Source organism: Pseudoalteromonas sp. NJ631, assembly GCF_000276645.1.
Lineage (GTDB): Bacteria > Pseudomonadota > Gammaproteobacteria > Enterobacterales > Alteromonadaceae > Pseudoalteromonas > Pseudoalteromonas piscicida.
Window position 1 is genome coordinate 185,175 of sequence record NZ_AKXJ01000002.1, and the last position, 26,504, is coordinate 211,678.

At 42.6% G+C, this 26,504-nt stretch carries 22 protein-coding genes; 14 read left to right on the top strand and 8 right to left on the bottom strand.

The window, feature by feature from the left end; translation table 11 throughout:
- Positions 1-16: 16 nt before the first annotated feature.
- The 4 genes from ybaK to A587_RS0105375 all read left to right on the top strand — a co-directional run bounded on the left by ybaK (position 17) and on the right by A587_RS0105375 (position 5,180).
- Complete coding sequence (ybaK, locus tag A587_RS0105360) at positions 17-475, top strand: Cys-tRNA(Pro) deacylase (protein ID WP_010373086.1); 459 nt, start codon at positions 17-19, stop codon at positions 473-475.
- Positions 476-752: 277 nt separating this feature from the next.
- The gene (locus A587_RS0105365) at positions 753-3,008 is read left to right on the top strand and encodes an acyl-CoA dehydrogenase (RefSeq protein ID WP_010373084.1); all 2,256 of its coding nucleotides are present in this window, start codon (positions 753-755) and stop codon (positions 3,006-3,008) included.
- A 399-nt stretch (positions 3,009-3,407) separates the two neighbouring features.
- On the top strand, positions 3,408-4,346 hold the full coding sequence (locus tag A587_RS0105370; protein WP_010373082.1) for a phosphotransferase: 939 nt from the start codon (positions 3,408-3,410) through the stop codon (positions 4,344-4,346).
- A gap of 3 nt (positions 4,347-4,349) precedes the next feature.
- Complete coding sequence (locus tag A587_RS0105375; protein ID WP_017216729.1) at positions 4,350-5,180, top strand: EamA family transporter; 831 nt, start codon at positions 4,350-4,352, stop codon at positions 5,178-5,180.
- Between the two features lie 26 nt (positions 5,181-5,206).
- Here the strand turns inward: A587_RS0105375 and A587_RS0105380 are convergent, their stop codons facing one another.
- Positions 5,207-6,850 carry a S8 family serine peptidase gene (locus A587_RS0105380; RefSeq protein ID WP_017216730.1) on the bottom strand — a complete coding sequence of 548 codons (1,644 nt, stop codon included), beginning with the start codon at positions 6,848-6,850 and terminating at the stop codon, positions 5,207-5,209.
- Between the two features lie 142 nt (positions 6,851-6,992).
- Positions 6,993-8,054: an ABC transporter substrate-binding protein gene (locus A587_RS0105385; RefSeq protein WP_017216731.1), complete on the bottom strand. Its 1,062-nt coding sequence runs from the start codon at positions 8,052-8,054 to the stop codon at positions 6,993-6,995.
- A gap of 190 nt (positions 8,055-8,244) precedes the next feature.
- On the opposite strand from A587_RS0105385, the gene A587_RS0105390 reads away from it, so the two are divergent.
- The 4 genes from A587_RS0105390 to A587_RS0105405 all read left to right on the top strand — a co-directional run bounded on the left by A587_RS0105390 (position 8,245) and on the right by A587_RS0105405 (position 15,488).
- Positions 8,245-8,637, top strand: a complete 393-nt coding sequence (locus A587_RS0105390) for a cytochrome b562 (RefSeq protein ID WP_017216732.1) — start codon at positions 8,245-8,247, stop codon at positions 8,635-8,637.
- A 285-nt stretch (positions 8,638-8,922) separates the two neighbouring features.
- The gene (locus A587_RS0105395) at positions 8,923-10,371 is read left to right on the top strand and encodes a basic secretory protein-like protein (protein WP_017216733.1); all 1,449 of its coding nucleotides are present in this window, start codon (positions 8,923-8,925) and stop codon (positions 10,369-10,371) included.
- A 195-nt stretch (positions 10,372-10,566) separates the two neighbouring features.
- Positions 10,567-13,395 (top strand): TonB-dependent receptor domain-containing protein, encoded by a 2,829-nt coding sequence (locus tag A587_RS0105400; protein ID WP_017216734.1) that lies wholly within the window; start codon positions 10,567-10,569, stop codon positions 13,393-13,395.
- Between the two features lie 17 nt (positions 13,396-13,412).
- Positions 13,413-15,488 (top strand): basic secretory protein-like protein, encoded by a 2,076-nt coding sequence (locus A587_RS0105405; protein ID WP_017216735.1) that lies wholly within the window; start codon positions 13,413-13,415, stop codon positions 15,486-15,488.
- Between the two features lie 57 nt (positions 15,489-15,545).
- On the opposite strand, the gene ykgO is transcribed toward A587_RS0105405, so the two are convergent.
- Both ykgO and A587_RS0105410 read right to left on the bottom strand, forming a co-directional pair.
- Positions 15,546-15,686 (bottom strand): type B 50S ribosomal protein L36, encoded by a 141-nt coding sequence (gene ykgO / locus A587_RS24660; RefSeq protein ID WP_010373066.1) that lies wholly within the window; start codon positions 15,684-15,686, stop codon positions 15,546-15,548.
- A gap of 5 nt (positions 15,687-15,691) precedes the next feature.
- On the bottom strand, positions 15,692-15,949 hold the full coding sequence (locus A587_RS0105410; protein WP_010373063.1) for a type B 50S ribosomal protein L31: 258 nt from the start codon (positions 15,947-15,949) through the stop codon (positions 15,692-15,694).
- Between the two features lie 457 nt (positions 15,950-16,406).
- Between A587_RS0105410 and A587_RS0105415 the strand changes: the two genes are divergently transcribed.
- Positions 16,407-16,661: a hypothetical protein gene (locus A587_RS0105415; protein WP_010373062.1), complete on the top strand. Its 255-nt coding sequence runs from the start codon at positions 16,407-16,409 to the stop codon at positions 16,659-16,661.
- 46 nt (positions 16,662-16,707) lie between these two features.
- Here A587_RS0105415 and A587_RS0105420 read toward each other — a convergent pair whose 3' ends face one another.
- The gene (locus A587_RS0105420) at positions 16,708-17,361 is read right to left on the bottom strand and encodes a DUF6058 family natural product biosynthesis protein (RefSeq protein WP_017216736.1); all 654 of its coding nucleotides are present in this window, start codon (positions 17,359-17,361) and stop codon (positions 16,708-16,710) included.
- A 174-nt stretch (positions 17,362-17,535) separates the two neighbouring features.
- Here A587_RS0105420 and A587_RS0105425 point away from each other — a divergent pair, with 174 nt between their 5' ends.
- The 5 genes from A587_RS0105425 (at position 17,536) to A587_RS0105450 (ending at position 24,285) form a co-directional block, all read left to right on the top strand.
- Positions 17,536-18,450, top strand: a complete 915-nt coding sequence (locus tag A587_RS0105425) for a dihydrodipicolinate synthase family protein (RefSeq protein WP_017216737.1) — start codon at positions 17,536-17,538, stop codon at positions 18,448-18,450.
- 55 nt (positions 18,451-18,505) lie between these two features.
- The gene (locus A587_RS0105430) at positions 18,506-19,789 is read left to right on the top strand and encodes a DEAD/DEAH box helicase (protein WP_017216738.1); all 1,284 of its coding nucleotides are present in this window, start codon (positions 18,506-18,508) and stop codon (positions 19,787-19,789) included.
- 245 nt (positions 19,790-20,034) lie between these two features.
- Positions 20,035-20,931 (top strand): helix-turn-helix domain-containing protein, encoded by an 897-nt coding sequence (locus A587_RS0105435; protein ID WP_017216739.1) that lies wholly within the window; start codon positions 20,035-20,037, stop codon positions 20,929-20,931.
- A gap of 130 nt (positions 20,932-21,061) precedes the next feature.
- Complete coding sequence (locus A587_RS0105440) at positions 21,062-22,849, top strand: TPR end-of-group domain-containing protein (protein ID WP_232288021.1); 1,788 nt, start codon at positions 21,062-21,064, stop codon at positions 22,847-22,849.
- Between the two features lie 239 nt (positions 22,850-23,088).
- The gene (locus tag A587_RS0105450) at positions 23,089-24,285 is read left to right on the top strand and encodes an alpha/beta hydrolase-fold protein (protein WP_017216742.1); all 1,197 of its coding nucleotides are present in this window, start codon (positions 23,089-23,091) and stop codon (positions 24,283-24,285) included.
- Between the two features lie 68 nt (positions 24,286-24,353).
- Here A587_RS0105450 and A587_RS24455 read toward each other — a convergent pair whose 3' ends face one another.
- The 3 genes from A587_RS24455 to zapE all read right to left on the bottom strand — a co-directional run bounded on the left by A587_RS24455 (position 24,354) and on the right by zapE (position 26,497).
- Positions 24,354-24,773, bottom strand: coding sequence for a nuclear transport factor 2 family protein (locus A587_RS24455; protein WP_017216743.1), 420 nt, complete (start codon positions 24,771-24,773; stop codon positions 24,354-24,356).
- A gap of 39 nt (positions 24,774-24,812) precedes the next feature.
- Positions 24,813-25,301 carry a hypothetical protein gene (locus A587_RS0105460; protein WP_017216744.1) on the bottom strand — a complete coding sequence of 163 codons (489 nt, stop codon included), beginning with the start codon at positions 25,299-25,301 and terminating at the stop codon, positions 24,813-24,815.
- A 113-nt stretch (positions 25,302-25,414) separates the two neighbouring features.
- Positions 25,415-26,497 carry a cell division protein ZapE gene (gene zapE / locus A587_RS0105465; protein WP_017216745.1) on the bottom strand — a complete coding sequence of 361 codons (1,083 nt, stop codon included), beginning with the start codon at positions 26,495-26,497 and terminating at the stop codon, positions 25,415-25,417.
- Between the last annotated feature and the right edge of the window lie 7 nt (positions 26,498-26,504).

A 26,504-nucleotide genomic window follows, 5' to 3' on the forward strand; every position in this document is an offset into this window, starting at 1 on the left:
TTAAAAGGAGTTTGTAATGACACCTGCAATTAACCTACTTAAAAAAGCTAAAGTGGCGTTCCAAGTGCTGCAATTTGAGCATGACCCTAACGATCACGACTTTGCCAATGAAGCGGCGAAAAAGCTAAATCTAGACCGAGAAAAAGTATTTAAAACCCTGCTGATTGACGTTGATGGTACATTGCATGTAGCCGTTTCTCCCGCCACGCAACAAGTGGATTTAAAAGCTTTTGCTAAAGCGTGTAAGGGGAAAAAAGCACAGCTTGCAGATCAACAGAACGCGCAAAAGGTAACCGGTTATTTAATTGGCGGTATAAGCCCGTTTGCGCAGAAAAAACAGTTGCCAACTTTACTTCACGAGAGTGCTTTAGCATATGAGCAAGTTTACGTTAGTGCAGGCAAACGGGGAGTTGAAGTCGTTGTTTCACCTGCTACGATAGAGCAGCTATGCAAAGCAAAAATCGCACTGTTTTAGTGGCAGTGCTTGTTTTAAAAACCAACTTGATTACAGATAAAATGTCAGTCTAGAACTGCTAAGGCTGTCAAACCTCCTCGCTCACTCCTATTTTCTCACTAAGAACAGTAATTTACTTTTTTCGACTTACAGCTGTAAGCCATTAATTTAGCAGTCATTTATATTAATCACTCGATAACTCGGTAAAAAAGCCGTTAAAAAATTAAGTAGAGTAATTGATCTAAACGATTTTTTATGCCGTAATGTAGGTATATCTATCTGGTCGGATGAGTTAATTATGAGCCTAAGAACGAATTTAAGAAAGATCCTCCCAAGCATTTCAATCACAGAACAAGAAGCATTAGATGCCGGTGATGTTTGGTTAGAAGGATCAATTTATCAAGGTAAGCCTGACTTTTCGGCGCTTCGTGCTGTACCCGAAGCTAAGCTAAGTGCAGAAGAGCAAGCCTTTTTAGAAGGTCCAGTTAAAGAATTAATGGGTATGATCGATGACTCGGAAATTCAAAATGGCAAACACCTGCCAGAGCATGTGCTTGAATTTTTGAAAAAAGAGAGATTTTTCTCCTTGATCATTCCAAAAGAATACGGCGGTCTAGAGTTTAGCCCTTACGCAAACTCAACGATTGTAGGTACTATTGCGACTAAATCCTCTGCGGTTGCGGTAACGGTGATGGTTCCTAATTCACTAGGCCCAGGTGAGTTATTGTTACATTATGGTACTAAAGAGCAGCAAGCGCACTACCTTCCTCGCTTAGCAAACGGTCGTGATATTCCGTGTTTCGCGTTAACAAGCCCTGAAGCCGGTTCAGACGCCGGTGGTATTCCGGACCAAGGTATTGTTAAAAAAGGCATGCATAACGGTGAAGAAGTACTTGGTCTTGAAGTAACATGGGACAAACGCTACATCACACTTGCGCCGATTGCGACAGTACTCGGTTTAGCCTTTAAAGTATTGGATCCTGAGGGATTACTAGGCGGTAAGAAAGAACTAGGGATCACCTGTGCGTTAATTCCACATGACCATCCGGGTGTGCAACTTGGAAACCGTCATGACCCTATGGGGATACGCTTTTATAATGGTACGACACGTGGTGAAAAAGTCTTTATCCCAATGGACTTTATCATCGGTGGTCAGAAGAATATTGGTCGCGGTTGGCAGATGTTGGTAAGCTGCTTAGGTGCTGGACGTGGTATTTCTTTACCAGCACTAGGTGTATCAACTAGTCAAGTCGCACTGAAATCGGCATCTGAATATGCAGCGGTACGTGAGCAGTTTGGTCTCTCGATCGGTCAGTTTGAAGGTATTCAAGAAAAGCTTGCTGATATTGCAGGTAAAGCTTACATGCAAGAGGCGATGCGGGTATTAACAACAGAAGGTTTAGGTATGGGCCTTAAGCCATCTGTAGTAACAGCAATTGCAAAATACCATATGACTGAAACAGGCCGTGACGTATTGGACTCTGCAATGGATATCCTTGCAGGTAAGGCTATTCAGAATGGTCCTCAGAATACCCTCGCAAGCGGTTATGTTGCACAGCCAATAGCGATTACCGTAGAAGGTGCAAACATTCTAACGCGTAACCTGATGATCTTTGGTCAAGGTGTAATGCGCTGTCACCCATATTTGCAGTCGATGGTTGAATCTATTCACAGCGAAGAGAAAGACGCCGACAGTAAATTCCGTGGTATTTTGACGAAAACAGTTAGCTATAGTGTTGCCAACAGCTTACGTGCTTTCAAATATGGTCTTATGCCATTCACTGCTGATGCAAAATCACCATTACCTGAAGTGCGTGCGTATGAAAAAGCCGCGCATAGATTAGCAGCTAAGCTTGCGGTATACGCAGACTTTTCATTGCTCGTACTAGGTGGAAAACTGAAACAAGCTGAGATGCTGTCAGCACGCCTTGGTGATGTAATGAGTCACTTGTATGCAGCGATGGCTTCAATCAAATACTACGAGCAAAAGGTAGCGGTAGCAGAGCGTGAGCAGGCAGCACCTTATTTCCATTATGCGACAAGGCATGCACTTGTTAGTGCAGAAGAAGCGCTACATAAGTTCTTAGACAACTTCCCGGCAAGTGGTACTCGTAAATTTATGCGTGTGATCACGATGCAGTTTAGTGGCAAACAAATGCCTAAAATTAATGATGATATGATCAGAGAATTAGCGGCCGCGGCGCAAATGGATACGCCAATCAAAGCGCAGCTTACTCATCTTGTGAAGCCTACCGCAGGTGATGGTCATGATATCAATGAACAAGCATATAAGGCTAAGATGGGTTGCCTTGACCTGCTTGCCAAAGTTAAGAAGGCAGTTCGCAAGCGCGAGATCCAACCAGGTGTTCGTTTCGAGCAAACTTTAGATAATGCGCTCGTTGGTAACCTTATCAACGAAGAAGAGTACGCAAAGCTGGTTGATTACAACCGCAAGCGTGAAAAAGCAATCCGAGTAGATGAGTTCGACTTCGATTTAAACTTGTTAGATGAACAAAGCGCGAAAGAAACAGTCAAGCAAGCCGTGAATGAGTAAGTTAAACAAATAACTTTTTTGTAAAAGTAAAAGCCCTTAACCAATTGGTTAAGGGCTTTTTCATGTTGGGTAAAGATAATAACACCAGCTATAATTATCGAGCACTGTAAAACGGTTTGCTTATTATACCAATTTGTTTTAATACTTGCTCAATTTGAAGGTGCATATCTGACGCTAACAGCGTTAAAAATTTCATATTTAGAACAACTAAATAGAAAAATTTTTGCCTGTTATTGACAAGACTTTCTCGCCTCAAAATAGGTCACTTAATTAAGCAAATTGGTATTCGTAATAGTAAGTAAAGGGTTGTACTGTGTTTCAGTAACCTGAGTTATACAATAAAAAGCTTGGCTGTTTATTGAACAATTCTCAGGTTGAATAACAAAAAGGTGTAACACAGTGAAAATAAGTATTCCGAACGATGTAATTTCTGCGCCTATGTCAACACAGCAAGAGCAACAATTATGGAGCGGTTGTGGTGATATGTTATTTATCAATCATGATGCTGGGAAGCTTGCAATTAAGCGCACTAAAGTGCCTAATGACATTGCACATCGGCGAATTGAACAATCTTCTGTAGCGCTTGCGCGTAAAGCTAAGTCTTATCAAGTAGAACGTCACTTTTACAAACATCATGCATGCGAGTTACTTTCACCTTGCAATACACCTAGCTATTTAGGAGAAGGGGTAAGTGAAGGGATGGACTACATCGTCTTTAGAGACTTTTCAACTCAAGGCTTTTCGCAAACTGCTAACCCGTCCGAGTCACAAATATTAGCGGTGATAGGGTGGTTAGCTAAATTCCATGCTCACTTTTTACAAAGCCCAGCAGAACATGTTTGGGAGCAAGGAAACTATTGGCATCTGGATACACGGCCAGATGAGCTTGAGCGAATGCAGCACAGTAGCATTAAACAAGCGGCACCACGATTACGAGATCGTATCAAAAATAGCCATTGGCATACTTGGATCCATGGCGACGCTAAGCTTGCTAACTTTGCCTTTAATGGCAACCAAGCTCTGGGATTCGATTTTCAGTATGTCGGAAAGGGTATTGGTGTGTCAGACTTAATGCTGTTTATTACGTCGGTACTAGACGAAAAGGAACAGCTCCTGCATGCCGATGAGTATCTCAAGTTGTATTTAGATATGTTGAGAATAGAATTATTGGGCAAAGCAGCCTCTATTGATATCGCTCAGATCCTTTCTGAGTGGGAGTCGTTGTGGCCTGTAGTGTGGGCTGACTTCTATCGCTTTCTATTGGGTTGGAAACCGGACCATGTAAAAATTAATGATTACATGAAATTTCAAACGGAAATCGCATTACAACAGGGATAATAAATGGTCATAGCCTTATTCAGTGCGTTAAATTGGGCTGTATTTGATTTTTTACGAAAAAGACTAGCGAGCCATTATTCAGCCGCGCAAATGTCGGTGATATTTAGTTTGCTAGTCTTACCTGCATACATAGGCTATTGGTTGGTTGTTGACAAACAGCTTCCAAGTTCTGCTTATCTAGCACCTGCGATAGCTAGCGGAATTTTGGCTGCAATTGGTAGCGTAAACTTTATTCAGGCCCTTGCGCTTGGGCGAATGGCGGTTATCCTGCCTCTTTTATCCATCACTCCAGCACTTGCAGGTGTGTTTGCTTGGTTGCTACTTGGGGAACCTTTAACCACACTGCAGTCAATACTAATCGCTGCGATTGTCTTAGCTTCGTTTTTATTGCAAGGAGGCAGGTTCTCTTTTCAAGAGCCTGGTGCAAAACAAGTTGCAATCACCTCTTTTTGCTGGGGGCTTTGTATCGTGTTCGATAAACAGGCTTTGCAACACAGCTCGCTCTCTTTTCATGCTGGGTTTCTAACCTTTATGGTATTTTTTGTTAATCTAATCTTGTTACGACCACAATTTAAAAATCAAAATTTCCGCGCACATTGGTTGCTCTGGGCTATTTCTGCAGTGGTATTCGCTGTCGCTGTTATCTTTCAAATGCTGGCGTTAACCGAAATTCAGCCGGGGCTTGTTGAAGGATTGAAAAGAGCCATTGGCATAGTCAGCGCGAGTATGCTTGGGATGTGGTTCTTTAAAGAGGCAATTTCAATAAAAGAATGGCTGATGATCTCTGTTATTTTGTGTTGTAGTGCAATGTTGGCATTAAATAGTGGCGCTTAAGCGCCACTTAAAATGACTAATTTGTATTACTTACATTGCGCGACTTTAGTCCAAACGTTTGAGTAGATCTCTGGGCTTGCGCCTTGTGACCAGTACGTAGCACGGTATTCAAAGCCTTTGAATGAAACCCGGTCGCCCGTATTGTAGAACTTAGTTGCACTCCATTCTTGGATACCATTACATCCAGCTGGTGCATCACTAACTGTAACTGCTAGTGTCTTAGAAGCAGTTCTGTTATTTGAAGCTGTCACAGTGAGTGTCACTTGATATGTGCCAGCACTCGCGTAGGTGTGTGCTGGATTGGTTTGTGAACTTGTTGCACCATCACCAAATTCCCACTGATAACTACCTGCTGTTGATTGGTTGTTAAATGTCGCAGTGAGACCGGATACGGTGAAGTTAAAGTTTGCATTGACTGCACCTGAAGTATCACAGCCATTATTTGTTAGATAATCAACCGCCGCTTTTGCTTGCACAATACCATAGCCGTAAGAAGTATCACGACCTGCTTGGCCTTTGTCTTTTGCTGTTGTATTCAATACTTGGCGAATTTGCTGAGCAGTACATTGCGGGAAGTGGCTCCACACTAAAGCTGCAACACCAGAAACATGCGGGGTTGCCATTGAAGTACCACTAATACTGCGATACGCGCCATTATTCCATGTTGAGTTTACACCAACCCCTGGACCTGCAATTTCTACTTGGCTGTTGTATTGAGAGAAAGAGGCTTTTGACTCAGAGCTATCGACCGCTGCCACAGATACCACTGCATTATACGATGCTGGGTAGCTCAACGAGCTATTACCCGCGTTGCCAGCGGCTGCGATATGTAGCATGCCACGCTGATAACTTTGTTCAAACGCATTACGCTCTGCTGTAGAGCTGCCGCTACCACCTAAACTCATGCTGGTTACATTGGCGCCTGCCTGCTCACACTGTTCAATTGCTTTAATGAGGTCGGAACCGTATGCCCAGCGGCCTTGGTCATTAAACACTTTAACAATATGAAGACCTAGTTGCCCTGATGGATTTACCCCGACCACACCTGTGCCGTTACCACCTAAAGCGGCTATTGTGCCGGCAACGTGTGTTCCGTGGCCGTTACCATCGTTACTCCACACACCTGTGTCGTAGTTACCATAGCCGTCATTACCAGTAACGCCTGTGCTAGGTAAGTCTTGGTGACCTAGCGTATAACCTGTATCCATAATACAGACTTTACGGTTGCCGCTGTAGCCGTCAGATACTTGGTTAGCTTGCACCATATTAATACCGTAAGGTGTGGTTTCAGCAAGTAAATCAATTGCCGAAGTTTCTACGCTTGGCAAATAACGTTTAGGGTCAATTTCTACTTGCGCAACATTGCCGCTTGCTTGTAGTTGTTGCATTTGCGCAGAAGAAACTTCGGCGACATATGCATTAATGCTTGGCAATGTGTTGACAGCCGCTGTACCTAAGGTGGAGTAGGCAGCTTCAGACAAAGCCTGCGCTTTAAACTGCGCCGCTTCTGCTTGATTTAAGCGCACTGGCAGCACATTTGGTGTTGCGCTGTCTTTTAACGTGACAATAACGCGCTGTGTATCTGCGTGAGCAACTGAAAGGCTTGCACAAACGCAGGCACTAAGGGTCGAAAGCTTAAGAAGTTTTACTACTGTATTACTGTTTTTCATATTTCACCTGTTTTACATGTTGTTTACGTTTGTTACTAAAACAGGTGTTGACATCGCTGTCAATGCGTAAAGATTAGACAGGTTTAAATTGCATTATCTTTCTGGGTTTTGTTTAATGCATTAATTAATCGTTCTTAAATTCTCAATTTTTTATATTATTATTGTGGTTATTTTTATTAAGTGAGTGAGTTAGTTCTGTAATGGTAAATTGCGCTGGATCGTTAATGTAACGTAAAAAGTCCAGGTGTTCAGGAAAGTTTCCATGTATGGCATGATACAAAGGTAAGTGAGCGTCATCCAGCGGTTCGAAAATAGATAAGGTCACGCTGTCTATCGGTGTGAAGTCTCTATGATATTGTGCTAATCGAGCTAAGGTATAGGCCCCAAGCAACACATGCCCTCCAATCGAAACATCTAACTTAGGCGCAATACCTTCATCCCAATTAATCCCACCTATGACGATCTTACGGTTTAACTCTTTAGCCGCGAGTAATGCGCCATAAGCAATAGGATCATTGGCAGCCCAAACAGTTGTGATTGCGGGATCTCGCTGTAACCACGCTTTAGTGAGGCGATAAGCTTCATTCTGAGACCATTGACAATTTGCCTCTGCAATTAATTCTAGCTCTGTATGGTGCTCAAGATAAGCGCGCATGCCTTTTTGTCGGTCTAATGCCGCAGTCGTCGCCACATCACCGAGCAAAGCTAATACATGCTGTGATGGATTAGAAGATCTAAGCGCTTTTCGCGCAAGTTGATGCATTAATTTAAAACCAGCTTGGAAATTGTCTGGCTCAATGGTGCCAATGAGTTGGTGTCCTGCCTTTAACAAAGCCACTTCCTCTGTTTTAGACGGTCCATTGAGCAAGAAAATAATCTTAATGTTGGTGGCTTTGGTGTTTAACAAATAGGGAACGACACTCGACTTTTCATTAACCAGCACAAGGTAATCAGCATCACTTTTCAAGGCTTGCTCTACGAGCGATTTCATCAAAATATGGTTGCGCTGCGCATAACTTATTTTAAGGGAAATATTCATGTTACTAGCGGCCGCAGTCATCACGTTGCTGACGTTATACCAAAAATCCCCTGTAGGATTTTTTGTTGCAAAGCCGGGGTTTACAAACTGAATGTTGAATCGTTGTGCAGATAGCACGGCCATCGGTGATAAAAATAAAAAGATGAACAACAATTTTCGGATCATAAGTCTCTACATTTTTGATATTCAAAAAGTGTGCTGCTAAATACGCTACAAGTATAGCTTACGCTAGAATCGTTGCGCTATCTGCCTGTTTTTTTGAATGTTATTCGGAATCAGCATATTTTTCATAGCATTGAATTTAGCTCATGCGTTAATTGCTTTATACTAGCGCGCAAAGAGTAAGGGGACTTTGATGAGAAAAATCGTATTTATATTCGTATTGTTGTTTTCGATGTCAGGGGGGGCGCATGAGTCAAGCGAACTGAATAAAACCATGAAGGAAATGGGTCATATTTATAAGCAGGCTATGAAAGCGCAATCTGCTCAAGAAATGCAGGCGCACTTAACCGAGCTGACTATACTCGTTAATGAAAGTAAGCAATTTCAGTTTAAGCAAGAGGTGTCTGCCGAGTCAGTTGAGGGCTTGAATAAAGTACTCGAAACCATTACTGAGGCGAGCCAAGAAGTAGACTCGGGAAGAGTTGAAAAAGCCCGTGAAATGCTATTAAAAATTGATGAGCTGAGAAAGCAATACCACAAACTACACGAGCCACCGGGCTTTTGGGAGTTACTATTTGGTAGCTAAGCTGAGATTCGAATAGTTAACTTATCCTATCGCTGTGGTTATTCCTTGTGCTATCACAGCGGCTTAGCTTATCGGTCTTGGCTTTAGTTGAACATGGCAAAAAGACTAGCGAGTCGTGGCTTGATCTTTCTGGCTCACTCGCTAGTTTTCCATCAGCTTCAAAAGCGGTGAAATAGCGATATCCTTTTTTGCACTTATTAGAAATTACATAAAAACCTGCTCAAAATAAGTTGCATTATTAATTGGAACGATCCAGTATGTTTGTTTTTAATCTGGGAAATTTCAATGAAAACCTCCTCATTAGCCAGTCTAATTTTACTTCCATTTTGTGGCTCCTCATTAGCGAATGCCAATGCGCTCTACGACATCACCGAGCGCGATGCATTCTCTGTAACGAGTGACGTAAAGGAGCAAATCCAAGGTGAGGGAATAGAGCAATTAGTTGATAGATCGTTAAAAAGCAAATTCTTATCTAAGCAATCTAGCGCTGAGATTGTATTTGATCTGAAAGACGTCAAAGCGCTTGGACAATATAGTCTCACCTCAGCCCAAGATGCACCCGCCCGAGACCCAAAGCATTGGACTGTTGCCGTATCTGTAGATGGTAAGGCATGGCAAGAGGCCGATAAACGCAACAATATCGTATTTTCAAGGCGGGGTGAAACACTCACTTTCGACCTAGCCAAAACAACGGATGCGAGGTACGTGCGCTTTACGATAGCACAAGAAGGTAAAACGCAGTGGGGCGACCGCTTTTTGCAAATCGCTGATTTGGCGCTCTACGCACAAACAAACTTACCACTGGCGAACTTTACTGCAGATAAAACCGTTGCCAAGCTTAATGAGCCAATTTCTCTGCAGTCGATATCTGCAAACTCACCTACAGCACTGAACTGGAAGGTTGAGGGCAAAGCGGCGCTGCCAACAACAAACAGTGTTGAAGTAGTTTATGACAAGCCAGGTAACTACAATGTTACTCTAATGACTAAAAATGCGCATGGCTCCGACCTTAAAACCCGTGCAAACTATCTAAAAATATACGATCCAACTCAACCATGGAAAGGCTTTGAGCCGCCAAAGGTCAAAGTGGTTATCGAAGATACTGAGTCGGCAGGGTCGAAACGCCTGCAAGCACTATTTCCTGATATAGCCAGTACGGTAGATGACGTAACTCGCCAACTGGCCCCTAGGTTGTACAAGCACTTTGCAGAGCTGCCAGAGTTTGAGCAAGTCACATTTAGGCTGAAGTGGATGGACACAATAGCGTATCGCTCTGGAGACGAAACGAATATGGAAATTGTGTTTAGCTCAAAGTACATCACCGAAAAACTCGCTGCACAACCAGATGAACAAGTGGAATACGAACTCCTTGGTGTGCTCTGGCACGAACTTACCCATGGATATCAGCTATTTCCAAAAGAAAGAAGTTATGCTGAACCCGATGTCCATGCATTTATTGAAGGAATGGCTGATCTCATTCGCATTCAAGCTGGGTTCCATAAAACCCGTTCACCTAAGCCGTCAGATTCTTGGGTTGGTGGATACACAAATACTGGGTTCTTTCTCGCATGGCTCGCTGAGTCTCATCCTGATTTTGCCTATCGTTTTAATCAAACTGCGGTAAAACTAGAAGATTGGTCATTCGAAGATGCAATAAAATCAGTTACTGGAGAGTCCCTTGATAAGCTTTGGTCTCGTTACCAAAGTGAGCTAAATACCAAGAAATTGCAATGAACTAGCAAGAACTAGGTTATTACAATTTGTCATCACTGTACTGTAAATGTACATAATTTGTTGACAGGTTTATTTTATTGCTCATAATTGGAACGTTCCTTTTTGTATTTCTGCCTAATGCTTTGTTGGTTTTGTTAAGGGAGAAATAGAATTTTAATAAGAAATTGGAACGTTCCTTTAAATTATGGGGGTCTTATGACAACAATAATGTATAAACATAGCCTGATCGCCGCTGCTGTTCTTGCAGCGGTAACAACTAACTCAGTAACAGCCGCAACAGATGAACAAGCAGAAGAAATAGAACGTGTTGAGGTAACAGGGTCTCGTATTAAGCGTATCGCCATTGAAGGTGTTACCAATGTTCAAAGTCTCTCTTCCGCTGATATGGTAAGAAGTGGCTTTAACACAGTGTATGACGCACTGAGTAGCATTTCAGCCGCCAGTGGTGCCGTACTCGGTGAAGTAGAAACTGGCTCCTATACACCTGGCGCCAAAGAGTTAAACCTATTAGGCGTTGGACCTGAATACACACTTATTCTCGTTAATGGCAAGCGCTTGGCCTATTACCCAATGCCTTATGGTGGCCAAACCAATTTTGTTAATCTCGATATGTTGCCAACGGCGATGGTTGAGCGCATCGATATTCAATCTGGCGGCGGCTCTGCAATCTATGGTTCAGACGCAATGGCTGGGGTAGTCAATATTATCACCAAAAAAGGTATGGACGAGCATGTCGTTGAAGCATTCTACGGCCAAGATACCTATGGTACAGGTGATAAAAAAGGCTTGTCGTTTGTTGGTGGTTTTGAACAAGACAACTTTACGTTTGACTACTCGCTAGAATACAAGACGGAAGAAGCGCTAACAGGTGCCGACAGACCTTTTCATGACAGCGTTTGGGATAATCCAGACCCAACAAACAAGCGAGAGCTTAATCGTTCAATTACCGTATGGGCTGAGAACACCGAGTTCAAAAATCAATATTCAGCGCAGTACTGTAATACAGATGATAATCCACACCCGACTGCGGTTCAGCACTTTATTAGCCGCAATGATTACGGCCTAAGCTGTGGGTGGGATGAAACCGGCAACAATTTGCTACGAAACCAAGTTGAAACCATGAGTTTGTATATCAACTCGGTGTACAGCATTAACGACGAACACAGCTTCTTTGTTAACGGATTTTATATCGATCAAGAAAAGAAAGGGGCACGAAATCCTTTCTTCTTTGCTCATGCAGAGTCAATTCACGGTTCCATGTTTTGGGATCCTGATATCAAAAATAAAGCTGGTGGCTACGGCGCTCCAGTTAAGTATATGTGGCGGATAGTGAATGATTCTGAATATACAAATGATGGCTTAGGTCGGGTATACGATGATAAATCTTATTCATTTAGTTTTGGTCTTGAAGGGGAAATAGCGGATTACTATTACTCCGTAGGCTTCAGCCGTTCACAATACGATTTCTCTGATAGGTACTTGCATCACACGGTTGAAGGAAATAACTGGCTAAAAGGCCCTAAGTTGGGAGAGGTTGATGGCATGCCAATCTACCGTCCAAATTACCAAGCTTTTTTTGCGCCTCTGACCCAAGACAATATGTATAACATGGCTGATTGGGCAACCTACGATGGCTTATCGTTCAATGAAACCCTAACTGCGGATCTGTCCGGGGATTTATTTGAATTGCCAGCTGGATTTGTGTCTTTTGCAGCATATATTGAGCTGATGAAAGAAGGGACGAGGGCGACACCTGATAGCAGAATACTAAATAAAGAATTTGTCGGTCTGACTGGTGTTATCACCGATGGGGAACGTAACCGTTATGCAGCGGCGACAGAATTTATGATCCCTATTACTGAACAGATCTCTAGTGAAATTGCGCTGCGTTATGACCACTATGATGATATTTCTGATGTTGGGGGGGCATTCACTTATCAAGTCGGTTTTAAATACTCTCCTACTGACGCGCTGATGCTAAGAAGTGCGTATGGAACAACGTTCCGAGGTCCTAGCATGAGCTCCGTATATCAAGGGTTTGCTGGTAACTTTGGACGAGGCTCGGACAGAGTGATTGCTGATGCTTGCCTACGCTTTCAAACCACAGGGGACCCCGCTCAATATAATGCTGATGCATTAACTATCAGCTGCGCAGACTTAGACACAACGAATATCAACGAGCCAAAGCTAGATGCTGATTTTGAGACAATCTCGGCAGGCGATCCAACCTTAAAAGAAGAATCTGGTCATTCATTAACCTTTGGTCTGGTGTATGAGTATTCCCCTGAGCTGTCATTCAATGTTGATGTTTATGACATTGTCCTTAAAGACAAAATTACTCGACTTGGGTCTGGCGAAATTCTTGATAATGTCTGGAAGTGTGAAAACGGCTTAATTGATTCGTCTTCTGCTAAATGCGCCAATATGCAAGACAGAGTACAGCGTTTTGACCAAGATGGTCTGGCAACCGACTGGTTAGGGAACACGAAAAAAGGATTACCGTACACCGCAGCAATTATCAGAGAAGGTTATATAAACGCCGCGGAAAGACAACATGGCGGCGTCAATTTTGGTGTGAAAGGTACGTTTGAGTCAGAACTTGGCGAGTTTATTTATAAGCTTGATTACAGCCATGTTTTAAAGAAAAAAGAAAAGCTTCGTCCCGAAGATCCGCTTGAAGATGTGTTAGACAGTCAAGATAACTATAACTTCAAAGATATGGCATCGTTTAACCTGACTTGGCAGTTGGAAAAGACCGCAATTTCATGGCAGGTAAATTATAAAGGAAAAAATTGGAACGGTGCGGATTTTGGTCAAAGAGAAAAGTTACCTGCATGGATAAAGCATAATCTAACCATTGGTCATTACATTAATGACAACACGCGAGTGATGTTTACGGTACAAAACTTATTAAATGCAATGCCGCCTCAGGACGACTCGTTTAGAAGTTACCCATTCTATAAAGCGGGTAATTATGACACGAACGGTCGCGAATTCTTACTAAAAGTTAACTACCAGTTTTAATAATAAAGGGTAACGAAATGAGAAAATTAATGCTATCAGCGGTGGCAATGGCCGTCGCTGCGACACTAATAGGCTGTAATGATGGTTCTGAATTTGTTGAACGTGATAAGCCCGAACAAACTCAATCATCCGGGCAGCCCGACACTGGCGCATTGCGTAATATCACTTCAGATACTGGGGTTGAGATTGAGGCTATTTTAGCGGATGGTGTACAGGCCTCGCCTGCAGGTGAAAGTGTCGACAAACTTATCGACGCTAACACGAGCACAAAATTCCTCGCTTTTGCGCCAAACGTCACTGTAGTGTTTAAAGCCGCGACAGAGGTTGAACTTAGAGAATATAGCTTTACGTCAGCAAACGATGAAGCGAACCGAGATCCAAAACAGTGGGTCGTATATGGCTCAAATGATAAAGCAGAGTGGGTTGAGCTAGACTCAAGAGCGGGAGAAGTATTCTCTGCTCGAGGACTGACTCGCAATTTTGAATTGGCCGAAAGCGGCGAGAAATATCGGTATTTCAAATTTGATTTAGTACATGGTGGTACAGATAGCTATGGTGCTGATATTACGCAACTAGCGGAACTCGAAATCAAAACGGTATCGGATATACCTATCGTCGCATTTAATGCGACAAACACGACTCCAGAAGTCTCTGAGTATATTGTTTTTAGAGATGAGTCGTTAGTTAACCCGACTCACTGGCAGTGGACGTTTGAAAGTGGTATTCCTGCAACAAGTACAGAGCAAAACCCATTAGTTAAGTTTGAAGCATTAGGGCCAAAAACCATTACACTGGTTGCGAGTAACGACAAAGGGGAAGCGACATTAGTTCAGCAAGACTTTATCCGTGTGTGGGATCCAGTCTCGCCATGGGCAGGGTTTCCAGAGCCTGTAATCGAAGTGAAAAAGGAACTACCAGAGCACCCTGGACAGCTAGCGCTTGAACGTGCGGTACCAGACCTAAATGCCCTTATTCAAGAGATCTCTTTGAAGATTGCCAAGCGCTTATTTAATAATGTAACCGAAATCAACGTTTTTGAGCACGTTACCTTTATCACTGGAGACTTTGATGCGCCGGCTTCAAAGGCCGGTGAAGGCAAATTTATGGAGCTTAGGTTCGATGTTAAGCACATCGCCAACCTAGAGGGTCTTGGAGATGAAGCTATCCGTAACGAAGTCATTGGCGTGCTGTGGCATGAGCTGACCCATGGTTACAATAATGTTCCGGCTGAAGGTGAATATCGTCCGGGCACGGATTATCATACCTATCTTGAAGCGCTGGCTAACTTTATTCGAATAGATGCTGGCTACTTAGAGCATAGACGCGGTGGAGTTCGCTGGATGGAACACTACAATGTTGATGCCTACGATCAAACAGCATTCTTCTTTGAGTGGGTAGAAAACAGTCATCGTAACACCGATTTTATCCGCAAGTTTAATGCGGCAGCAAAAACGCTTGATGCGTGGAGTTTAGACACCGCTTTTAAATCTATATTTGGTGAACAACGGGGGATTGATACGGTATTTGAAGAGTATCAAGTCTACCTTGCAAGCGCCGGTAAGTTACCACCAGTACCACTTGGCTATCAGAACTTTGCACCTACTAGCACTCAGGTAACAACAAACGGTACTGCACTTGTGCCTTTTAATGAGGGAGCAGATAAGCTTAATGATAGAAATATTACCTCTAAGTTTAATGTGGTGTTGGAAGCGCCTGCTTGGCTTGCACAATATGCGCCTGACTTGTTGCCGATAAAACAGGTTGATAAGGCCCAGGTTAACTATGTGTTTGACAGCGCTAAAACAGCAAAATACTACTCATTAGCGACAGCGGGAGACAACCCTCATCGCTTTCCTAATGCATGGCAGCTACAGGGCTCAAATGACGGTACGAATTGGATTACGCTAGATACTCAACAGTTCAACGAACTACCTAATACGATGAAATACTATAGCTTTGCTATCGAGAGTCCAAATGCGTATACCCAGTATCGTTTGGAACTTGAGCATACCCGTGAAGGCGGTGGAATTGGCGGTGCTAGCGGAAGGCTAATTCAACTAGGCGAATTCTCATTGTGGGAAGCAAAAGACTAGCCTTTTAGTTAAAAGGTGGGCAATGCCCACCTTTTTAAAACGTACTTATTGTGACTTTTAACGTTTCTTCTTCTTTTTACCTTGAACCGCTTTAAATCTCGGATTAGATTTACAGATTACGTAAACCCGACCGCGTCTTTTTACCACTTGGCATCCCGGTCTATTTTTAGCGCTTTTTAGTGAGCTCAGTACTTTCATCTGGTTTATCCTTTTTTAGTCGCAAGGTTTTTAAAGCGACGGTTAAATTGCGCAACTCGACCATCACTTGCCACCAACTTCTGTTTACCTGTGTAGAAAGGGTGGGACGCACTAGAGACGTCAATTGGGAAGTAAGGGTAAGTCTTACCATCTAGTTCAACGGTTCTGTCTGATTTAATGGTTGAACCGACAATAAAGTACTTATCAACCGATGTATCATGGAAGGCAACAAGTTGATAATCAGGGTGGATATTGGGTTTCACGACAACGACTCCTAGATAATGTGTTGTTATATTGTATCAATATAAATCAAATAAAAACTATTCTCAACAACTAATTTGTCGTTGCCGCTATTTAGTGCGATACGGCTAATTTGTCGACGCATGCGGAACTAAACTGAATGCATCTTGAGCAGTTGATTAAAAGGGACTTACTTTCCTTAAAATTGCCTGATATAACTAGTTCTAGATAGTTTCTCAAGTAGTCATATTGGTGTTGACACCTAACCGGAATAGTAGCGAATAGACTTTTTTGGAATATAGCTATCGATGTAAGCCTGTTGGTTTGATAGATATGAGATAAAAGAGTGAGATCCAATTGAGGCTGGCTTAACGGTTAACAACCTTCACTAAATGAGAGAGGCCTTGCAAATAATTAAAACCTAGTACGTTCGCGAAGGTACTTTATTCGCCAACGCAATACAGATATAGAGCATTTATTATGGATAAACATGCTGAGTTAGATAACTCAATTTTAGCTAAGCTTCACAGCAGCGATGACAGCGCGTTACAGCAAGAATTAGACACACTTTCTTGCACACATAGTGACATAGTGACACTACTGGCCCAGTATCAAACGCTCAGTGAGCAAGATGATGAACTGTTCGATGCTTGGTACGACAGCTTATGTAAAGATCAGTTAAAGGTCTTAAAAGCATTTGAGATAATTCGTGCGCATATAGAGCAGCAAATATAAATACGCATAGATTGTCTGGCGAAACGGTTGTGCGCCAGACGGCAGATTATTTGATTGATAAGTCGTACTTACTAATCAATTGGTCAATGTATCGAGTGCGTAGCGACTCTGTTTGCTCAGCTTGAGTATTGGCTGCCAATGCTTTGTTTAGTAGCTTCATGGCGCTGTGTACTTGACTGCGCTGCTCTGGGGCAATGCTGCTGGCGGTTCTTGCTTCTGTAATGTCGTCGATAATCGCGCGGCCTAGATCGATATAAAGCGCTTCCTCTACGAGACCATTTTGGCTGATCACCCCATACTTGCCACACAAAAACTGTTGCCAAACTTGTTGTACGTGCTCTGTAAGGTCATCACTAAAGCTTGGATCTTCGGTGTAAAAGCCTTTTTCAATACATTTCGCAAGTGCTTCACAGTAACGCTGTTGAAATAACTCAAATGCACTACTTGATTGATCTACTTTATGTTTAAGTAACAGTTGCCCCCAATTTAGTAGGCCTCGGGCATAAAAATCAGTATATTCTTCACATTCGTACAGGCCAAAGTACGAACTACACTTAATTTGATTTTGAATACTATAACTCGGATTTGGGAATAGGCTCATTTGTTGCCATTCTAAGAGCTGTTCTTCAGGTATCTTTAAGCTGCTGCTCAGCTCTAAAGTGGTATAAAAGTGCGTATTTAGAAAATGTGTCAGTCCCATAAAATTAAACTGGATAAATATACAGTGTTCTGGATTTTGCTGGATCTTTACGCAAATAACAAGCACTAAAGTTAAATTTCGTTAGATTTAACCGATTTACTCAGGTTTATGGGTCGGATCTCAGTCAGATTTATGGTAAAAATGGCTGTCAACTGGAAGAGTAATAGAAAGACCATGCATCAGATCCAATCAATAAAAAAAGCAAGCTTAATTACCGCTATTAAAACCCCTTACACAATGGCGGGTGAAATTGACTTAGATACTTACGACAAGCTAGTCGAAGCGCAAATAGCAGGCGGTGTCGATGGTATTGTTGTCGGTGGCACCACAGGTGAAGGCCAACTGATGAATTGGGAAGAGCACTTAATGCTCATTGCCCATTCTGCGAATAAATTTGGTGATAAATTGCTCATTGTTGGTAACACTGGCAGCAATAACACCAGAGAAGCAAAAAAAGCGACTGAATATGGGTTTGCATCAGGTATGCACTGTGCATTACAAATAAACCCGTATTATGGTAAAACCTCAATTACCGGTGTGAAGGCACACTTGAAAGAAGTCTTGGAAATCGGTCCTGGCTTTATTTACAACGTGCCAGGCAGAACGGGACAAGATATTACGCCTGATATTATAGAGCCGCTGGCCAGCCACAAGCATTTTGTTGGTATGAAAGAATGTGCGGGTGATGAGCGTATCGCGCACTATGAAGCGAAAGGCATTGCGTGTTGGTCAGGTAACGATGATCAAGCCCACGATAGCCGTCATAACAGCCAATCGCATGGCGTTATTTCTGTTGCTTCAAACATCATTCCGGGTTTATTTAGACAATTAATGGATACACCGAGCCCAGAACTAAACCAGTCACTACAACCATTAATGAACTGGCTGTTCTGCGAACCAAATCCAATCGCTATCAATTCGGCTTTGATTATGACCGGTGCGGTCAAACCGGTATTTAGATTACCTTATGTGCCACTGTCGCAAGCACAGCAAAAAGAGGGAATTGAACTCCTCTCTCAGTTAAAAGAAAGTGACTTTGTCGGCTCGACACCAAAATTAATTGACGAAACCTTGCTTAAGTTTTGTTAAAAGTCGGTTTGTCATTTATAATCTGCGACCGTTTTTGACTCGGTCGTAGGTTATTATGGCAACGTTTTCTTCATTTAGTTTCGCACAGCCTCTTTTAGATGCGCTGCAAGACATCAATTTTCATACATTAACGCCAATTCAACAGGCGGCTATCCCAGCTGTCCGTCAAGGTAGTGATGTGCTCGCAACAGCGCAAACTGGAACAGGGAAAACCGCAGCTTTTGCATTACCTATCATCCAAAAATTGCTTGAGGCTGAAGCGCAGTCGACGCCAAGAGCGTTGATTTTGGCACCAACACGTGAGCTTGCCGAGCAGATCGCTAATAACTGTGCGACATTTGCGAAGTACACAGACTTAAAAGTGCAGGCACTGTTTGGTGGGGTTAACGCCAATGGCCAAGCTGAGCGCTTAAAGCAGGGCGTGGATATTTTAGTAGCGACCCCTGGACGCTTGTTAGATCATATCCGCTTAGGTAATGTCACGTTGAGTAACGTTAAACACTTAGTGTTAGACGAAGCCGACCGCATGTTAGACATGGGCTTTATCACCGACATGCAAAAAATCATTGAGCTGGTGGATAAGCAAAAGCAGCTATTGTTGTTTTCTGCAACTTTCCCGTCGGCAATGAAGCAGTTCGCGAAACAAGTGTTGGACCACCCTAAGTTAATCCAAGCGACGCCAGAAAATAGTACAGCCGACACGGTTCGCCACGTTGTTTATCCTGTTAAAGAAGAACGTAAGCGCGAGTTACTATCTGAACTGATCGGGACCAAAAATTGGCAACAAGTGCTGGTGTTCGTCAATATGAAAGAAACCGCAGACAAGCTAGTTGAAGAGCTAAAGCTTGATGGTATAGATGCAAATGTATGTCATGGCGACAAAACTCAAGGCGCTCGTCGTCGCGCTTTAAGAGAATTCACTGAAGGCAAAGTACGCGTTATGGTTGCAACCGAAGTCGCAGCTCGCGGATTGGATATCGTTGGCCTGCCACGCGTGGTTAACTACGATGTGCCTTATCTTGCCGAAGATTATGTTCACCGCATCGGAAGAACTGGTCGTGCAGGTCAGTTTGGTTATGCGATCACCTTTGTAAGCCGCGAAGAAGAATCTGATCTTATTCATATTGAGCAGTTAATCGAGCAGCAAATTTCACGCTATTATCTGCCGGGCTACGAAGTAGCAAACCGTGAAAGACTGGTTGAGACTATCCAGAAGAAACCCGCGCATCAACGTCGTAAGGCGCGGGTGAATAAGCCTTCGAATCAAGCAAGTGCAGAAGCAAGATTAAAAAACCGCTCTCGTATTGCAAATGTACGTAAGCAGCAAAAGAAGAAGTAAAATTGTTTATTTGCTTTATTCACAACGCCAGCTAGTACGCTGGCGTTGTTGTTTTTAGCCAATGTGGCGTACAATAGCGAAAAATAATTATAAAAATACGGCTTGTGCTTCAGTCATTTCACATTGTTCCAGTTAATCTAATCCAACTCGTCTCTGTTGGGGCTTATCTCCTCGCAATATTAATTTTTGCCAATCAACCACGCGCACGAATGCTCGTCATCTATTTGTTATTTCAATGTGTGCTGATGGCAACCAATTTTGCTGAAGAAGCGTTAGGGGTTAGAAGCTATTTACTTATCACGCCTGTATTTATCCTAGCTACTGGGCCTTTAGTCTATTTTCTGTTTAAAAATCTACTGCATGCTAATCGGGATAAGCAAAAGCGAAGGTTAATCCATTTCTTACCTGTTTTGCTGGCGTTTCCATTTACGGAGTACACCCAACTTTTGATTGCGCTTGGTACTGTCAGTCAGTTGATTTATTTTGCTTTTACGGTGCAACTTGTTGGCCTTTACCAGCGAGCATCCGCGGAGATCAGAGCGGACGTCAACACGTGCGATTTACAGTGGATAAGAACAACGGTTGTCTTGTTTGTGATCTTTGCCCTGGTGGATTTGGTTAGACTCAATATGCAAACATACAACGACATCAGCACCAAAGCACTCTGGTATTTTATTGACTTAGTTTGGTTACTTGCAATTAATCTTTACCTAGTTGTAAAAGTACATAACCAACCACACCTTGAAGACTCCATAACGCAAGCCCAAGAAATAACGTTCAATGAGGTGGATAAACAGGCAGAAGATCCAACCGAGATATTCAATGCAATTCATAACACGATTATGCGGCACTATTTATATCGCCAGCCACGCCTGACTATTCACGACGTTGCAGAGGTTATTGGACTTGGGGTAAAGGATATCTCTTGGGCCATCAATACTTGTGGTGGTTACAACTTTAATGAGTATATCAATAGCCTGCGGGTCGATGAGGTAAAGCAACAACTACAGTGCGAAAATCAAGCAACGCCCAACTTGTTAGCGCTCGCAATGAATGCTGGGTTTAACTCAAAATCCTCGTTTAACAGTGTTTTTAAAAAGCAAACGGGTTACACTCCAAGTCAATTTTCAAAATTAATATAAGTATACTAAACAATTGGTTAGTGTTTTTTCCTGAGTGTTTTTAAAGTCGTAGAAGTACAAAATCCTGATATTGCACGCCATATAAAGTCGTTATAGGTAATCTGGGGTTAAATCGATAACAAGGATAAAGATGATGTATTCAAGTTTTCTCATTCATGTGGCCACTTGCCTGACTTTTAGTAGTTTGTTTATCGCGCAGCCTGCGAAGGCTGAACCTATTCGGGTGCTGACATCCACGAGCGAACAAGCGCATGTTGCACAGCAACTAACTGTTAAATCCCCGGTAGATTACCTAAATACACGGATCAACGCACTCGCGTTGGTACGGAGCAAAAATTGGCAACAGGCGTTACCACAATTGCAAAAGCTCACTAAGTCGTATCAAGATGACGGAGACACTTGGTATCTATTGGGATTAACGCAAATACAATTAACGCATTATGAGCAAGCTATCATTGCGCTGAAAAAGGCATTGTCACTGGGTGTAAACCTAACTAATATTCCTACCGGTTCGCGCCCCTCGAATGACATTATGATAAAAATTGCAGGCGCGTATGCCGCACAGGGTAAAGTGAATGAAGCTAATGAGTGGCTGAGTAAGTCTTTGTCAGCGCGGTACGACGAACGCAGTAGCTTAGCAACTAGAAGTGTTTTCGACTCCATCAAAGATAATGAGAAATTTCAGCGTCTTACAGGTAACTATAAAGACACTTCGCTCAACCGAGAGCAGCAGTGGAATGCGGATTTAGATTTCTTACTCTCAGAAATTAAGCGGTTGCATGTTAACGAACAGGCAAGTAACAACCCTGATTTAATTGCGTTGGCAAATAATTTGCGCTCAGATATACCCAAGTTAACTGATCAGCAAATTGTCTTCGGTATGATGAAAATGATAGGCACGCTTGGTAACGGGCATAATTTTATCGTGCCGACTTTCGGAGAAAAAGGGAATTTCACTCGTTTGCCAGTGCAGTTTTATGCCTTTATCGATGGCCTTTACATTGTTGATGCCGAAGCTGAGTTTAGTGATTTAATCGGTCATAAAGTTACAGCTTTTGGACAAACACCAACCGCAGAAGCAATGGCGAAAGTTGCTGAGATTAACCCGCGAGATAATGAAATGCAGCAGCTGTGGCTTGCGCCTTATTATCTCGCCATGCCCGAAGTACTCGCTGGACTAGAGTTGAGCGATGCGTCAAATGAAGTGTCTATCACGGTAGAAAATGCGCAGAGCATGCAAAAGACCATTCGCCTTAGTGGTCGAACATTTGAATTTCGCGGTTTTCCGACTTTGCCGAATAATCATCAAAAAAGCCCACAGTATCTACAAAATGTGACCAAACCTTACTGGTACGAAGTGGATAAAAGCAACGGGGTTTTGTACGCACAGTTTAATGCCGTTGCACAGATGAAAACGCAGTCGCTAGCGCAATTTAGTGCGGAGTTGATAGAGACAATAAAAGACGGTGAAGTAAATCACTTGGTGTTGGATTTACGACACAATAGTGGTGGCAATGGCTCCATCTTACCACCATTACTAAAGGCACTTATTTATTTTGAAGCGGCAAAGCCTAAAGGTAAGCTATTTATAGTGATGGGACGTAATACCTTTTCAGCAGCGCAAAACCTCTTAACCAATATTGATAGCTTTACTAATGCCATATTGGTTGGAGAACCAAGTGGTTCTCGGCCAAACCATATTGGTGAAGCTGGAAGGTTCCGTTTACCGTTCAGTGGGGTGTTTGGACTCGTTTCGTCGCAGTTTCATCAAACTTCTCGCGCAGAAGACCACCGTATTTGGATAGCACCACATATGCCGGTATTGCCAGACTCTACGAGCTACTTCAATGGTGTCGATCCCGCTATGAAAGCCATTTATAGTGTCTTAGATAAAAACGTCGATGGTTTGGTTAAGTAACCATCGCGTTAGTTGAGCGCTTTTTAGGCCAAATCATAAAAGGAAGTGGCAGAAATGATAACTGCAGCAGCGTTATTGTTGTTTTCTTTGTGATTGCTGCTTTGCTGTATTTCTCTGTTTAAGTGTATGCGCTGACTATCTAAAAAGTAAGCTAGCAAAAAGAGGGACATAGGGTGCTATCAATTCCTGAATCAGTATGCTAGCTTTGTTAGTGAAATCAACTAAATGGAATAATAATAATGAGAATTGGTAAGGCAGTTCAGTGCTTGTTTGCTGTGACTTTAGCGGCGCTCTTTTCGGGATCAGCGATAGCAGAGTCCGAAGAAAAGCCAAAACAAGAATATGAGCAACAAACAAAAACCTTGATGTCAAAAGTGCTTGATGAAAAGAGAACTTTTACAATTCAACTACCCAAAAATTATCACACCAACCCCAATAAAAAATACCCTGTGATTTATCGCCTTGATGGTAAAGGCAACCTTCCGTTGATGACCGCTGTACTTGAGCGTTTGCAAGGAGCAAACGTTTCTGCGGCACCTGAAGTTATTATTGTTGCAATCGAAAATACAGACAGGTTAAGAGATCTTTATCCAACTAAGAATAAAGAGCCTGCAGGACCTATGGATATTGGCGGCGGGGCACCCAAGTTTTTAGAGTTTATCGAGACTGAGCTTATTCCTTATGTGAACCAGACCTACCGCACTCATGATTTTAAAGTCATTGCAGGTGCATCTGCAGCGGGTACTTTTGCGCTTTATGCTTTGCAGGCAAAGCCTGAGCTATTTCAAGCGCATATTGCTTATAGTCCAGCGATATGGTGGAACTTTGGCGCGACGGCAAAGAGTACTAAAGCGTTTATTTCCAAAACGAAACGGTTAGATAACTTTCTATATATTACAATTGGTGAGGAAGGCGGCGTGATGCGCGAAAGATATGACGATATGGCGCACTTTTTAGAAGAAAATCAACCACATGATTTGCGTTTTTTCAGTGAGGCCTACGACAATGTTCCTCATGGCCTTGTGTCTGCAGCTGGTATTTTTAGTGCGTATCAAAAGCTATTTTTGCCAACCCAAATGCCTGCGCGTGCTTATACTGGTGAATTGAGCTCTATTACTAAGTATTATCAACAACTATCAGCTCAATATGGCGAGGTTTTTGAGCCACAGGAAGCCGTGATCAGGGAACTTGGCTATTACTATGTAAGTATGGGTAACGTGGAAGAAGCAATTAAGTTGTTTAAGTTTGGCGTTTCACGCTATCCAAATAATGCAGATGCCTACAACGGCTTAGCATATGGCTATGAAACCGACAAACAATACCAAGCATCTTTAGAACAAGTAAACAAAGCGCTGGCATTGTCATCGAAGGGTGATGGTGGCTACGATGTCTTTGTTGCTCGTAAAGAGCGGTTAACTAAATTACTTGGTGAGTGATAATCAAAATTCGTAAATAGACCACTTAGGTAATCGATGTGGTCTATTTGTTGGATATTTAATGCCACTTAAAAATAGTGGCGAATACGCTTTATTTTTCCGCCGCTAAACTCAAACAGTGTCATAAGCTTTTGCTTATTCTCTTTTTCGTCCGTGTTACCTTGCTGATCAACGCAAGGATGCAAATACTCAACGGTCACCGCATTAAGGCCTTCAATGATATTTGTTATCTGGATATCGCATTTGCCATATTGGCCCAGATAGCTGAGTAGGCCTTTTTTGTATTCTTCTTTTGATAATACGGCATTAAAACGAGGATGCTCGAATGAGGCGTCTGGCGTTAAAAGCGTAAGTAGGTGGGTAACATCAGACTCTTTTGAATATTGGTGTTCAACGGCTTCTTGTGCGATGAAGTAAGCGTTGACCTTGTCGCTCAGTGCATTCTGCGGAGCAAAGACTTGAAACCAGTATGAGTGGCAGCAGTGCATATCGAACTTTCATTATGATTTTCCTTACTTTATTGTTTTTTACTCTGTATTGAATGCAACGTTTCGACCGGGAAATGCAAGTTTAGAAAATGGCCATGCCGTTTTTAACCAATGAGTAATTGTTTGATAGAGTAGGTTATCCAATGTGATATCTTCTGCTCCTATCCAAAGATAGACATCACAATCAAAATCTGAAGATTGCGGCGGATCGATATAGACACAACCGATATACTTTTCACTGTGTCTGGTGTAAACCGCATAAGCAAATGCCGATCGCGACATAAATTCTTCCTTGTGGGTGGCTAAACTCGCAATGTTTTCATCATAAGTCATAGAAGCTTTCGGCCAGTCTGAATTCGGACCAAATATGCCTTGCAAACGTGCTTGATTAGCCATCACCAGCTCATAATCTACTATCGCAATTTTCTCATTGAGCACGATAAAAGAAAAATGCGATGTGCTAACCCTTGTTGGTGGCATAAAAAAGTCAGGAATAAAGGGCTGAGCTTGTTTTTGTTGATTAGTCATTGTCACCAGTACCCTCTGACAAGGGAAACTTTTTCATAGAAACATCCATTTTATTATTATTTGCAGCAGGTTAGCACTCGGTTGTAATGTATACAATTATAAAAATTGTAAGCTCAGCAGGTGCTAAGAGACCAACTTTGCATTTCTGTCACTCGACTAATGCAGCGAGCGAATGCAAATGCTAGCTGCTCTCCTTGGTAAATTTGCTCAATCGGGGCATCTGCCAAAAAAACAACCAGTACTTTGGCTTCGTAACATTCATCGATAAGCGCTATAAGGCGTCTGGCCTCATCGTCGCCAATCCTAGGTTGCATTGAGTTATTTGGGCGGATATAGCCTTCTTCAGTCCCTTGTGCTACATCTTTATTCTCTGGAGTAACACCAAGTAGCGGTAACTCAGAGATAAAAATACAGCTAAATTGCTGTGCAAGCTCAATATAATCAATGGTAGCGCGAGGGCTTGAACAGATCTCCATAAAATCAAAACATGCTACACTTTCATTTACGCCAAGCACGTTAATTAGACGATGATTAATCTCCAGGACGCCTGGTTTGAATATGCCACCGGCATTAGTAAAGGCGTCCCAAAACGCTTGTTTATCATTGACAAAGTAGTGGTTTGCCTTTGCGCCTTTGCTAAATCGATGATCTGTCTCACCACACACTGATATCACATCGCAGTGACTTATAAGCAGTGCTATCGTTGGCTCAAAGCGGTCTCTATGTAATCCATCTTTGTATAATTCGGTTGGGTGACTATTAGAGGTTGCAACTAAGATCACGCCAGCTTCAAAAAGGGCTTCAAACAATCTCGCCATAATGATGGCATCGCCGATATCGGTGACAAAAAACTCGTCAAAGCACAGCACAGAAGTGTGCTCAGCCCAGTTTTGGGCGATCCGCTTTAAAGGATCTCTCACACCTTGAATTTGATTGAGCTCTGTATGCACCTGTTGCATAAAATGGTGAAAGTGTAGGCGAGTTTTGTCTGTGACGTCAGTGAATTCATAAAACCAATCCATCAGCATTGTCTTGCCACGCCCGACAGGGCCATAAAAATAGATGCCTTTATTCGAATGACTACTAGCGAGTGATTGAGAAAGGGCATCTAAGGCTGAAATTGCAGCTTGCTGCGCTGCATCAGGAGTAAGATTTCCACATTCAATTTGTGCTTGATAATGGCTAGAGATTGACATAGACACT